General features: G+C 64.4%; 10 protein-coding genes. 4 read left to right on the top strand and 6 right to left on the bottom strand.

All coding sequences use genetic code 11. The features are described from left to right. Positions 1-466 precede the first annotated feature (466 nt). Positions 467-1,837 carry a group II intron reverse transcriptase/maturase gene (gene ltrA, locus CUJ91_RS04115; RefSeq protein WP_006046962.1) on the top strand — a complete coding sequence of 457 codons (1,371 nt, stop codon included), beginning with the start codon at positions 467-469 and terminating at the stop codon, positions 1,835-1,837. Between the two features lie 111 nt (positions 1,838-1,948). Here the strand turns inward: ltrA and CUJ91_RS04120 are convergent, their stop codons facing one another. From CUJ91_RS04120 to trxB, 5 genes are all read right to left on the bottom strand, one after another. Further along, a complete protein-coding gene (locus CUJ91_RS04120) occupies positions 1,949-2,866 on the bottom strand; it encodes a LysR family transcriptional regulator (RefSeq protein WP_006048506.1) in 918 nt (305 codons plus the stop codon). Positions 2,867-3,005: 139 nt separating this feature from the next. Beyond that, positions 3,006-3,665: a glutathione S-transferase family protein gene (locus tag CUJ91_RS04125; RefSeq protein WP_114155864.1), complete on the bottom strand. Its 660-nt coding sequence runs from the start codon at positions 3,663-3,665 to the stop codon at positions 3,006-3,008. Positions 3,666-3,793: 128 nt separating this feature from the next. Continuing rightward, positions 3,794-4,414, bottom strand: coding sequence for a trimeric intracellular cation channel family protein (locus CUJ91_RS04130; RefSeq protein ID WP_029971883.1), 621 nt, complete (start codon positions 4,412-4,414; stop codon positions 3,794-3,796). Further along, a complete protein-coding gene (locus tag CUJ91_RS04135; protein ID WP_114155865.1) occupies positions 4,414-5,190 on the bottom strand; it encodes a Smr/MutS family protein in 777 nt (258 codons plus the stop codon). Before CUJ91_RS04135 ends, CUJ91_RS04130 begins: the two co-directional genes overlap by 1 nt. 171 nt (positions 5,191-5,361) lie before the next feature. Continuing rightward, on the bottom strand, positions 5,362-6,363 hold the full coding sequence (trxB, locus tag CUJ91_RS04140; RefSeq protein WP_006048502.1) for a thioredoxin-disulfide reductase: 1,002 nt from the start codon (positions 6,361-6,363) through the stop codon (positions 5,362-5,364). A 365-nt stretch (positions 6,364-6,728) separates the two neighbouring features. Here trxB and CUJ91_RS04145 point away from each other — a divergent pair, with 365 nt between their 5' ends. Together CUJ91_RS04145 and lolA are read left to right on the top strand one after the other, a co-directional pair. Further along, a complete protein-coding gene (locus CUJ91_RS04145) occupies positions 6,729-9,044 on the top strand; it encodes a DNA translocase FtsK (protein ID WP_029971885.1) in 2,316 nt (771 codons plus the stop codon). 253 nt (positions 9,045-9,297) lie between these two features. Beyond that, positions 9,298-10,056, top strand: a complete 759-nt coding sequence (lolA, locus tag CUJ91_RS04150) for an outer membrane lipoprotein chaperone LolA (RefSeq protein ID WP_006048499.1) — start codon at positions 9,298-9,300, stop codon at positions 10,054-10,056. A gap of 95 nt (positions 10,057-10,151) precedes the next feature. On the opposite strand, the gene CUJ91_RS04155 is transcribed toward lolA, so the two are convergent. Next, positions 10,152-11,063: a LysR family transcriptional regulator gene (locus CUJ91_RS04155; protein WP_006048498.1), complete on the bottom strand. Its 912-nt coding sequence runs from the start codon at positions 11,061-11,063 to the stop codon at positions 10,152-10,154. Between the two features lie 182 nt (positions 11,064-11,245). On the opposite strand from CUJ91_RS04155, the gene speB reads away from it, so the two are divergent. Beyond that, positions 11,246-12,238: an agmatinase gene (gene speB / locus CUJ91_RS04160; protein WP_029971887.1), complete on the top strand. Its 993-nt coding sequence runs from the start codon at positions 11,246-11,248 to the stop codon at positions 12,236-12,238. Positions 12,239-12,293: the final 55 nt, after the last annotated feature.

Consider the following 12,293-nt stretch of genomic DNA (forward strand, 5'->3'; position numbering starts at 1 on the left):
CTGATCGCTTGGCCTTGCCTCATTGAGAAAGCCCCTTGCGTCTCGCGACGCAAGGGGCTTTTCTTTGTGCGCCCAGCATGGGCGCAATCTTGTGGGTGCAAGTCCCATCGTGAGTTGACCACAGCGAACGAAGTGAAGCGCAACTGCGTGAGGGCGACCGAGCGTGGGGAGGAAGCGTGGAGCGAAACCGCGAGCCGATGAACAAGAACCGGATATGAGGCGGTGCCGATCAGGGCGAGCGTGCAAAGAAGCGCGAAGCTCTCGTGGTCAAGGATCAGGCAACGTAAATGCGGCGGTTGTGCGGTGAAGGATTGCGTTCTTACCTGGGGAGATCTCGCCTCGTGCCTGAAAGGGCAACGGCGTCGAGCCGGAGCGAGAAGTCAGCAGAGGCCGTAGTAGTCACAGGACAGGTTGATGAGGCCGAAGCTGGTGACGAAGGGCTAAACGGGAAGGAGTGTCCAGCGTCATGTCGATGCGACAGGCAATGCGTCAGATGCCCGCGCAAGCGGGGCGGGTGGGGGTCACGTGCGGTGAAGCTGCACGGCGTACACCGACTAGCGATGAAGCCTGCTGCCCGCGACATGAATCCGGGGACACAGGGTCGGCGCTGCTGGAAGCGGCGCTGACAGGAGAGAACCTGAAGCAGGCGTTCAAACGGGTCCGGTCCAACAAGGGAGCCGCTGGCGTGGACGGTCTGGACGTTGACCAGACGTCGCGTCATCTGGTGACGGCGTGGCCCGCGATCCGTGAACAGTTGCTCAAGGGGACGTACCGGCCCAGCCCGGTACGTCGGGTGACGATACCGAAGCCGGATGGAGGCGAGCGCGAGCTTGGCATCCCGACGGTAACGGACCGGTTGATCCAGCAGGCGCTGCTACAGGTGCTACAGCCGGTTCTGGACCCTACCTTCAGCGAGCACAGCCACGGCTTCCGGCCTGGACGGCGTGCGCACGACGCGGTGTTAGCCGCGCAGTCGTACGTGCAGTCGGGTCGGCGAATCGTGGTGGACGTTGATCTGGAGAAATTCTTTGACCGGGTCAACCACGACATCCTGATTGACCGTCTACAGAAGCGAATCGATGATGCCGGCGTAATCCGGCTGATCCGGGCGTATCTGAGCAGCGGCATCATGGATGGCGGAGTGGTCCAGCAACGGGATCAGGGCACGCCGCAAGGCGGACCACTGTCCCCGTTGCTGGCCAACGTGCTGCTCGACGAAGTGGATAAGGAACTGGAGCGGCGGGGTCATTGCTTCGCGCGCTACGCCGACGACGCGAATGTCTATGTTCGTAGCCGCCGGGCGGGTGAGCGGGTGATGGCACTGCTGCGGCGTCTGTATGGGCGACTGCGGCTGAAGGTCAACGAGACCAAAAGCGCGGTGGCCAGTGTGTTTGGTCGCAAGTTTCTGGGCTACAGCCTGTGGGTGGCTGCGGGTGGGGTGGTCAAACGCAAGGTGGCGGCCAAACCGCTGCTGGCGTTCAAACACCGCATCCGTGAACTGACCCATCGCTCTGGCGGGCGCAGCATGAAGAAAGTGGTGGAACAGTTACGGCCTTACGTGCAAGGCTGGAAGGCGTACTTCAGGTTGGCGCAAACACCCGGTGTGTGGTTGGCACTGGATGAGTGGCTGCGTCACCGGTTGCGCGCGATCCATCTCAAACACTGGCGCCGTGGCACCACCATCTACCGGGAACTGCGTGCGCTGGGGGCATCGGCCGCTGTGGCGCGACAAGTGGCGGCGAACAGTCGTTGCTGGTGGCGCAATAGCGACGGTGCGCTCAAGCGCGTGCTGACCATCGCCTACTTCGACCAACTGGGCGTACCCCGACTCTCATAACCTCAACTTCCCGAACCGCCCGGTGCGGACCCGCATGCCGGGTGGTGTGGCAGGGGTACGGCCTCATGGCCGTCCCCTATGCCGATTCTTCGCCTGGGCCGGCGGCGCCAGTCAGGCTTCCGGAATACGCAGGTCCGGATTGTTGCGTACGAGTTCCGTCACCCACTCGGTGAACGCGCGCAGCCGCGAGCTCAGATTGCGGCGATGCGCGTACAGGATCGACAGCGGCGTGCCGGGGCTCGTGTAGTCAGTCAGAATTTCCTTCAGCACGCCGCGCTCGATCAGATGCGCGACCATGAAGCGCGACGGCTGAATGATGCCGTGGCCGAGCTCGCCCGCGCGAATGTAGACCGAGCCGTCGTTGACCGCGAGCACGCTTTTCATCGCGACTTTCACGGTCTCGCCGTTGACTTCGTATTCGAACGGAAAGGTCTTGCCCGTACGCGCCGACACGTAGTTGACCGCGCGGTGCTCGCTCAATTGATCGAGCGTGCTCGGCGTGCCGTACTTCTCCAAATATGCGGGCGAAGCGCAGGTGACGATACGCGCATGGCCGATGCGCCTTGCGACGAGGCTCGATTCTTCCGGCGTGCCCATGCGGATCACGCAATCCACGGCGTCCTGAATCAGGTCGATGTTGCGGTCGGCGAGACCCAGACGCACGTCGATTTCAGGGTAGCGCCGGTAGAAGTCGTCGAGCGCGGGCAGCAGCAGCGCGCGAGCGAGCGTGCCCGACGTGTCGACGCGGATCGTGCCCACCGGATTCTCACGCTTGTTCGACAGCGACGATTCCGCGTCGGCGACTTCCGCGAGGATGCGCACGCAGCGATCGTAAAAGAGCGCGCCGTCTTCGGTGACGCTGACCTGGCGCGTCGAGCGGTTCAGGAGGCGCACGCCGACATGCTCTTCCAGCGCCTGAATCGTGCGGCTCACTTTCGCGCGCGGCAAGTCGAGCGATTCGGATACTTTCGTGAAGCTGTTCGCCTCGACCACACGCGTAAAGATCTCCATCGCTTCAAAACGGTCCATGTTTGGCCTTCTTATGTGTAATGAGCGGAAATTGGTTTCGACGTGAAGTGTATAGGCTCGGAATAATGTTGTCGCAAGGGGTTGGCGCGCGACTCCGCTGATCCGGCTCAGTCTCCGCTCGTTCCACGCTCGTCGCCGCTCAGTCCCGATCCGGCGCGCCGAGCGGGAACAGCGGGCGGTAGGGCCGGGCTTCGTGGACTGCGCGAGCGAAAGACGGACGCGCCAGCAAGCGCTCGCGGTAAGCTCGCACATGGGCGAACGCCGGGTCGATCGCGTGGCTCCAGTCGGCGTAGAAAAGCGCTGGCGCCGCCGCGCAATCGGCGAGGCTGAAGGTGTCGCCCGCGGCCCATTCGCGCGCCGCCATTGTTTTGTCGAGCCACGCGTAAGCCGTATCGAGCATCGCGCGCGCTTCTGTCACGCCGCGCGCGTCGCGCTCGGCGTCAGGACGCAGGCTGTCGAACACGATCTTCTGCTGCGGCGTCGAAATGTAGTTGTCGAAGAAGCGGTCCATGCTGCGCACGTCGAGCGCCGCGCGGGCGTCGGCGGGCACGAGCGCCACCGGCCCCGGATAGTACAGGCCGAGATATTCGATGATGATGCTCGCCTCCGTCACCGTGCGCTCGCCGTCGACCAATACGGGAAAGCGCTTGATCGGCCACAGATCGGCGAATTCGGCCATGATTTGCGGGTCGTCGTGCGCGAGCAGGCGGAATTCGAACGGCGTGCTGTTCTCGTACAGCGCGATGAGCGCCTTCTGGCAGTACGAGGAGAAAGGGTGTGCGTAGAGCTTGAGCTTCATCGTGATCACCTTCGACGGTTGGACGGCTGCCGCGGCCGGGCAAGGCCGTTCACATCACGACGAGCGAGCGCGGCGCAAATCGACAAACGGCCCCCGTTCCAGTCGTGCCGACGCCGCGCCAGAAACCGCTAATGCGGCAGGCGCACGTTGAAGCGGAACGTCGCGAGCCGCGCCAGCAGAATGAACCCCGTGGCGAACAGCACGCTATACACGGTGTCGAAATTCACGTAGTCCAGCAGCACATACAGCCAGCAGCCGACGAAAGCGCACGTCGCGTAAGGCCGAGAATCGCGCAGGATCAGCGGCACCTCGTTGCACAGCACGTCGCGGATCACGCCGCCGAACACGCCCGTCGCCACGCCCATCATCACGGACGTGAACCAGGGCATTTGCGCGTCGTGCGCAATCGAGGTCCCCGCGATGCTGAAGAGGCCAAGGCCGATCGCATCGGCGACCAGCAGCACGCGCTCGGACAGCAGGCGCGAGGTCATTTTCAGCAAGGTCGGCGCGAACAGCGACATCACGAAGATCGCGATCAGATAGCCCTGATGCTCGACCCAGTAGAACGGCCGGCGCTCGAGCAGCACGTCGCGCAACGTGCCGCCGCCGAAGGCCGTGGCAATGGCGACGAGGAACGTGCCGACCGCGTCGAGCCGGCGCGTCCTCGCCTCGATAAAACCGGAAATCGCGTACGCAAAGATGGCCAGCGCCTCCATGAGGGAGAGCGCGAGTGTGAGTCTCGGATGGATCACTGCGGCTCCGTCAGCGGCCTGGCGTGAGCCGGCGCGGCGCCCGGCTGAAGCAGCACGACGACCGCGCCCGCGCCGCCGTCGTGCGGCCGCGCCTGGCAGAACGCGATCACTTCGTTCTTCTGCACGAGCCATGCGCGCACTTTGCCCTTGAGCACCGGTTCCTTGCCGATCGATCCCAGGCCTTTGCCGTGAATCACGCGCAGGCAGCGCAAGCCGCGCTTGACCGACTCGCGGATGAATTCCGCCAGGGCCTCGCGGGCTTTCTCGCGCCGCATGCCGTGCAGATCGATTTGCGCCTGCACGATCCAGTCGCCGCGCCGCAGTTTTCGCACGACTTCCTGGCTCACGCCGGGGCGGCAATAGGAGAGCGTCTCGTCGGTTTCGAGCAGCACCTCGGGATCGAATTCATCGGAGATCGCTTCGTGCAGAACGGCTTCTTCGTCGAGCAGGGTTTGCACGGGCAGCGGCGGCGGAGGATTGCGCGGCAACGATGCGCGCGGCGGCACGGCAAGCGGCGCGACTTCGCCGATCTCGCGGCGAAACAGATCGGCGTCCGCCGCGGCTTCGCGCCGTGCAGCCGTCGCGGCGGCGCGTTCGCGCTCGCGCTTTTGCGCGTCGACCTTCAACGCGTCGCGCAATGCGCCGAGGCCGGCGAGGCCCGCGGCCGGTTCGATCTTCGGCGTCGCGGCGGGCGCAGCCGGTTCGCGCGCGGGCGTTGCAGCCGGGGCGCGGACGCGCTTCGGCTCGTTCGGATGAGGGTGGTTCTTCGGCATGGCGGTAGTAGACGCGGATAACGATTCGGTCGCGCGGCGCCTCGCGCGATCCTGGTGCGGCTTCGAATAAAAAAGGCCGCCGGCTCATGAGCCGCGGCCTTAGATCCAACGAGCGGCCGGGCAACGCCCAGCCGCTATTTTACCGTTGCGTTCGCACGAAAGCGCTGCCGATCAACGCTCGGCTTCCTGGCTCATCGCATGCTCGCCGGCCATCTCGTTGATGGTTTCCAGATAGCGCTGCGCGTCGAGCGCGGCCATACAGCCGGTGCCTGCGCTCGTGATCGCCTGACGGTACACGTGGTCCTGCACGTCGCCGGCCGCGAACACGCCCGGCACGCTGGTGGCGGTGGCAAAGCCGTTCAGGCCGCCCTTCGTGATGATGTAGCCGTTCTTCATCTCCAGTTGGCCTTCGAAGATGTCCGTGTTCGGCTTGTGACCGATCGCGACGAACAGGCCCTGCAGCGCGATGTCGGTCGTCTCGCCGGTTTGCGTGTGCTTGATGCGCACGCCGGTCACGCCGGACTGGTCGCCCGTCACTTCGTCGAGCGTATGGTTCCACTTGATCTCGACCACGCCTTCCTTCTCTTTCGCGAGCAGGCGGTCGATCAGGATCGGCTCGGCGCGGAACTTGTCGCGGCGATGGATCACCGTGACCTTCTTCGCGATGCCCGACAGATAGAGCGCTTCTTCGACCGCGGTATTGCCGCCGCCGACCACGGCCACATGCTGCTGCTTGTAGAAGAAGCCGTCGCAGGTTGCGCAGGCCGACACGCCCTTGCCCATGAACGCTTCTTCCGACGGCAGGCCGAGATATTGCGCCGACGCGCCCGTCGAGATGATCAGCGAATCGCACGTGTATTCGCCCGAATCGCCGATCAGGCGGATCGGCTTTTCGTCGAGCTTCGCCGTGTGAATGTGGTCGAAGATGATTTCGGTGTTGAAGCGCTCAGCGTGCTCCAGGAAGCGCGCCATCAGTTCCGGGCCTTGCACGCCGTTGGCGTCGGCGGGCCAGTTTTCGACGTCGGTCGTGGTCATCAACTGGCCGCCTTGCGCGAGGCCCGTGACGAGCACCGGCGCGAGGTTGGCGCGCGCCGCGTAGACCGCTGCCGTGTAGCCGGCAGGGCCGGAACCGAGAATCAGAACCTTGGCGTGTTTCGTGGAAGTTGCGGGCATGATCGAATCCTTTTACGGCGCGCTGCCCGCCCATGCGGGCAACGCGACTTGGCTGAAACTGTAGATGGGTATCAGTCGGGCATTATAAAGGGCGGGGCCGCGGCCTGCTCCATGAAGCTTTCCGATCGCGGCGATAGCCCGGCGCGGGGCCTAAGCGATCAGCGCGCGTGGCCGATCGGCCAGGTTACCGTCATTTACAGCCTCATGCGGGGCACTGCGTTTACAATAGGCCGGATCGAAGTTTCGGGTCTTTCGGGTCGACGGCGCCGGGCTCTCTGCCGCGCCGAACGGCTTCGACCCGAGGCCCGGCAATAGAATTGGCAACACGCATCGGCCACGCATCGGCCACACAAGCAACAGGATCAATGGCAAAAGCTCCTTATTCCGCGAGCGCGCAGGCATTACCGCACCGCATGTCGCGCCTCTTCACCGAAATCCGCTGGATTCTGCAGGTCGCGCTCGGCGTGTTCCTGCTGATGGCGCTCGTCAGCTACAGCCGCCGCGATCCGAGCTGGACGCACGCCGCGCAGGTCGATCACATCGCCAACTGGGCGGGCCGCGTGGGCGCGTGGACCTCGGACATTCTGCTGCTGCTGTTCGGCCTCTCCGCGTACTGGTGGATCGTGCTGCTCGGCCGGCACATTTCCGCGAACTACAAGCGCATTACCCGTCAGGACGAACCGGACGAAGACGCGCCGCGCGACACGACCTGGCTCGCGGACGCCTTCGCGTTCATGCTCGTGCTGCTCGCCTGCGACGGCATCGAGGCGCTGCGCATGTGGTCGCTCAAGGTTCAACTGCCGCGCGCGCCGGGCGGCGTGATCGGCGAGGCGGTCGCGCGCGGCGTGTCGCACGCGCTCGGCTTCACGGGCGGCACGCTCGCGCTGCTGATCGTGCTGGGCATCGGCTTGTCGCTGTATTTCCGTTTCTCGTGGCTGTCGGTGTCGGAGAAAGTCGGCGAATCGATTATCTCCGCCGTGACCTTCGCGAAGCTGCGCCGCGAGGCCGGGCGCGACCGCAAGCTCGGCGAAGCCGCCGCGGTCAAGCGCGAGGGCAAGGTCGAGAAGGGGCGAGTGCGCATCGAGGAACATGAGCCGGTCGTGATCGTGCCGCCGGTCGTCACGCCGGCCAAGTCGGAGCGCGTCGAGAAGGAACGGCAGGTGCCGCTTTTCACCGATCTGCCGGGCGATTCCACGTTGCCGCCCATTTCGCTGCTCGATCCCGCGCCCGCCGCGCAGGAAACCATTTCGGCCGATACGCTCGAATTCACCTCGCGTCTGATCGAGAAAAAGCTCAAGGACTTCGGCGTCGAAGTGAGCGTGGTCGCCGCCTATCCGGGCCCGGTCGTCACGCGTTACGAGATCGAGCCGGCCACCGGCGTGAAGGGCAGCCAGATCGTGAATCTGGCGAAAGACCTCGCGCGTTCGCTGTCGCTCGTGTCGATCCGCGTGGTCGAAACGATTCCGGGCAAGAATTTCATGGCGCTCGAGTTGCCGAATCAGCGCCGGCAGACCGTGAGCCTGTCCGAGATTCTCGGCTCGGCGGTTTATGCGGATGCCGCGTCGCCGCTCACTATGGGCCTCGGCAAGGACATCGGCGGCAAGCCCGTTTGCGCGGACCTCGCGAAAATGCCGCACTTGCTGGTGGCCGGCACGACCGGTTCGGGCAAGTCGGTCGGTATCAACGCGATGATTTTGTCGCTGCTCTACAAGGCGAGCGCCGACCAGGTCCGCATGATCCTGATCGATCCGAAGATGCTCGAAATGAGCGTCTACGAAGGCATTCCGCATCTGCTGTGTCCGGTCGTGACGGACATGCGCCAGGCCGGCCACGCGCTGAATTGGGCGGTCGCCGAAATGGAGCGGCGCTACAAGCTGATGAGCAAGCTCGGCGTGCGTAACCTCGCCGGCTACAACAACAAGATCGACGAAGCGGCGAAGCGTGACGAGAAGCTGCCGAACCCGTTCAGCCTCACGCCGGACGAGCCGGAACCGCTCACGCGTCTGCCCAACATCGTCGTCGTGATCGACGAACTCGCGGACCTGATGATGGTGGTCGGCAAGAAGGTCGAGGAGCTGATCGCGCGAATCGCGCAGAAGGCGCGCGCGGCCGGCATCCATCTGATTCTCGCCACGCAGCGTCCGTCGGTCGACGTGATCACCGGCCTCATCAAGGCTAACGTGCCGACGCGCATGGCGTTCCAGGTGTCGTCGAAAATCGACTCGCGCACGATTCTCGACCAGCAGGGCGCGGAATCGCTGCTCGGCATGGGCGACATGCTTTATCTGCCGCCCGGCAGCGGCTTGCCGGTGCGGGTGCACGGCGCGTTTGTGTCGGACGAGGAAGTGCACCGCGTCGTCGACAAGCTCAAGGAGCAGGGCGAGCCGAACTATATCGAGGGCATTCTCGAAGGCGGCGTGACGGGCGAGGGCGACGAAGGCTCGGCGGGCGCCGGAGGAAGCGGATCGGGCGACGGCGAGTCGGACCCGCTTTACGATCAGGCGGTGGACGTCGTGCTGAAGAACAAGCGCGCGTCGATCTCGCTGGTGCAGCGGCATTTGCGCATCGGCTATAACCGCGCGGCGCGCCTGCTCGAGCAGATGGAAAACTCCGGCGTGGTGTCGGCGATGTCGTCGAACGGCAATCGCGAGATTCTCGCGCCGGCGCGCGAGGCGGAGTGAGGTTGATTAAGGCATGCTGCGGTGAGGCGTTGGGTTTTTGTCGGCTGCCTTTACCGCTCTGTCTTTTTCGCTTTCTTCACCGCTTGTTCACCGCTTGTAACGTTCGTTTCCAAAGGTTCGCTCCTAAGACTCGCTTAAGGCTGCCTGCCTAAGCTTCGCGCAAAACCGCAGTCTTGCGCGGCAACACCGCTCATGACGATGCGCCGCCAACATCGCGGCCGCTCAACGAATTCAGATCAAGGGAGAAAAACATATGCAGCTATTCGCACAGCAGCATGCACAATCCGGCCGCGTCGGCCGCTTTGCGCATTTGGCTCGCGCGCTTGCGCGCACTGCGGGCACGGTGGCGATCGGCGCATCCGTGCTAGTCGCTTCGCAGGCGTTCGCGAGCGGCACCGAGCAGTTGAAGGCGTTCGTCTCGCAGGTTCACTCGGCGCGCGGCACCTTCGTCCAGCAGGAAGTGCGCGCGCCGGGCAAGGCGCAAGGGGCGAGCGGCGGGAGTGGCGGGAGCGGCGCAAGCGGCGTGCTCTCCACCACGGGCGGCAGCAAGAACAGCACGTCGAGTGGAACATTCACGTTCGCGCGTCCCGGCAAGTTCATCTGGCAATACGAAAAGCCCTACGCGCAACTGCTGCAAGCGGACGGCGACAAGCTTTACGTCTACGACAAAGACCTGAACCAGGTGACAGTGCGGAGCCTGGGCGGCGCGCTCGGCGCGAGCCCGGCGGCGATCCTGTTCGGCAGCAACGATCTCGACAAGAACTTCACGCTGCGCGATGCGGGCGTGAAGGCCGGCATCGACTGGCTCGAACTCACGCCGAAAGCAAAGGACACGCAATTCCAGCGCGTGGGCATCGGCTTCAAGGACGGCAATCTGCAAGCGATGGAATTGCACGATGTGTTCGGGAACGTGACCTTGCTGACGTTCTCGAACATCCAGAAGAATCCGCCGCTGCCTGCTGACGCGTTCAAGTTCACCGTGCCGAAGGGCGCGGACGTGATCAACGGCTAAATTGCCGCTGCACGTTCAAGCTGCACGTTCAATGTTGACGAAGAAAGCCGCGCTGAATGCGTGGCTTTTTTATCGCCGATGCAAAACGGGCCGCGCTATTTCTCGGCTTCAATTGCATGCGCGGCCTTCATGTCCTCGAGAAACGCTTCGACAATATCCGTTCGATGCTGCCGTGCGCGCGTGACCATATGAAACGCGACGCGATAGCGCATGACGGCCGGATTCAGCGCGGCGAGCAGCCCTTGTTCGACGAACGGCGCCGCGAAATGTCCCGGTAAATAGCCGAGGTGGTGCCCCGAGAGCACGAGCATCGCGACCGCTTCCATGTTGTCGGCGACGGCGGTGACGTTGCGCCCGGCCGTCGAACTTTCAGCCTCCGGCAACGGATAGCTGCGCCACGCCCATTCATGCGCGGCGGCCTGCGCGGGCGTGACTTCACCCGCGCGAGCAAAGAGCGGATGCTCTTTTGCGCAGTAGGCGAACTGGTCTTCAGCGAACACTTCGGTGTATTCGAGCGACGGCACGCGATGCCAGAAATAGCCGATGCCGATCTGAATTCGCCCGTTGAGCAGCAACTCTTCGAGCTCGCCAGGCGAGCGCACGAGAATCGAAAACCGCACCGACTGATCGCGCGAACGAAAGCGGCCAATCGCCTCGCTGATGCGCGCGCTGGCCGATACCGGCGTGTGCCCGATCATGCCGATGTCGAGCGTGCCGACCAGCTTGCGGCCGACGTTGCGCGCCTGCATGCCGAAGCTGTCGACGGCATCGAGCAGCGCGCGAGCGGCATCGACAAATTGCGCCCCGCGCGCGCTCAGGCGAAAGCCGCTGCGGCCGCGTTCGCATAGCCGGTAGCCGAGGCGCGTTTCGAGCGTGGCCAGTTGCGTGCTGATGGTCGACTGACCGACGTTGAGCGTGGCTTGCGCCGGCGAGACGCCGCCCGCATCGACGATCGCGAGAAAGACGCGGATGAGCCGCAGGTCGAGGTCGGTGAGTTGGGAGAACATGCGTCAGGATACATCGCTCGGGATCAATACGAAGGTTTTTGAGCAGCTATTGGACGTTCACGCGAACTGCTCAAGAATGGGAGTTCGCCCGGCATGAATAGCGTCTGGCCGCTTGTCAGACGTCTGTTCCGCGCCGGTTTCGCCGATTCCCGCCCGCCGGGACTTTTCATTGCCGAGCCACGATGAATACTTCCTCCTTCATTTCTCCCGAAGCCGGCGAGCGGCCGCAGCCGCTGTCCGGCAATGCGATGCCGCGCTGCGGCGGAATCGCGACGATGATGCGCCTGCCGAACGTCGGCTCGGCGGCGGGATTCGACGCCTGCTTCGTCGGCGTGCCGTTCGATCTCGGCACGTCCAACCGCACGGGCGCGCGCTTCGGGCCGCGCCAGATCCGCAGCGAATCCGTGCTGCTGCGCCCGTACAACATGGCGACGCGCGCCGCGCCGTTCGATTCGCTGCGGGTCGCCGATCTCGGCGACGTCGCGATCAATCCGTACAACCTGCACGACTCGATCGCGCGGATCGAAACCGCTTACGACGAGATCCTTCAGCACGATTGCAAGCCGATCACGCTCGGCGGCGATCACACGATCGCGTTGCCGATCCTGCGCGCGATCCATCGCAAGCACGGCAAGGTCGGGCTGATTCACGTCGATGCTCACGCCGACGTCAACGACACGATGATGGGCGAGAAAATCGCGCACGGCACGCCGTTTCGCCGCGCGGTGGAAGAGGGCCTGCTCGATTGCGAGCGCGTCGTGCAGATCGGTCTGCGCGGCACAGGCTACGCGGCGGAAGACTTCGACTGGTGCCGCGACCAGGGCTTCGAGGTCGTGCAGGCGGAAGCGTGCTGGAACCAGTCGCTCGCGCCGCTGATGGCGCGTGTGCGCGAGCGCATGGGCGACGGTCCGGTGTACATCACGTTCGACATCGACGGGATCGATCCGGCCTTTGCACCCGGCACCGGCACGCCTGAAATCGCGGGGCTGACGGTGCCGCAGGCGCTCGAAATCATTCGCGGCGCGCACGGCCTGAATATCGTCGGTTGCGATCTTGTGGAGGTGGCGCCGCCGTATGATCCGTTCGGCACCACGGCGCTGCTCGGGGCGAACCTCGCGTTTGAGTTGCTGTGCGTGCTGCCGGGCGTCGAATACCGGACTGCCGCGGCTCGGTGAATCCATTCGCCACGTAGCTCTTGCGGCGCGCCGTCAGCAACGAAAAGGCCTGCAT

This window comes from Paraburkholderia graminis (assembly GCF_003330785.1).
GTDB lineage: Bacteria > Pseudomonadota > Gammaproteobacteria > Burkholderiales > Burkholderiaceae > Paraburkholderia > Paraburkholderia graminis.

Coding starts and splice junctions, on each gene's coding strand:
- ltrA (WP_006046962.1), top strand. CDS start 467: ATGTCGATGCGACAGGCAATGCGTCAGATGCCCGCGCAAGCGGGGCGG.
- CUJ91_RS04120 (WP_006048506.1), bottom strand. CDS start 2,866: ATGGACCGTTTTGAAGCGATGGAGATCTTTACGCGTGTGGTCGAGGCG.
- CUJ91_RS04125 (WP_114155864.1), bottom strand. CDS start 3,665: ATGAAGCTCAAGCTCTACGCACACCCTTTCTCCTCGTACTGCCAGAAG.
- CUJ91_RS04135 (WP_114155865.1), bottom strand. CDS start 5,190: ATGCCGAAGAACCACCCTCATCCGAACGAGCCGAAGCGCGTCCGCGCC.
- trxB (WP_006048502.1), bottom strand. CDS start 6,363: ATGCCCGCAACTTCCACGAAACACGCCAAGGTTCTGATTCTCGGTTCC.
- CUJ91_RS04145 (WP_029971885.1), top strand. CDS start 6,729: ATGGCAAAAGCTCCTTATTCCGCGAGCGCGCAGGCATTACCGCACCGC.
- lolA (WP_006048499.1), top strand. CDS start 9,298: ATGCAGCTATTCGCACAGCAGCATGCACAATCCGGCCGCGTCGGCCGC.
- CUJ91_RS04155 (WP_006048498.1), bottom strand. CDS start 11,063: ATGTTCTCCCAACTCACCGACCTCGACCTGCGGCTCATCCGCGTCTTT.
- speB (WP_029971887.1), top strand. CDS start 11,246: ATGAATACTTCCTCCTTCATTTCTCCCGAAGCCGGCGAGCGGCCGCAG.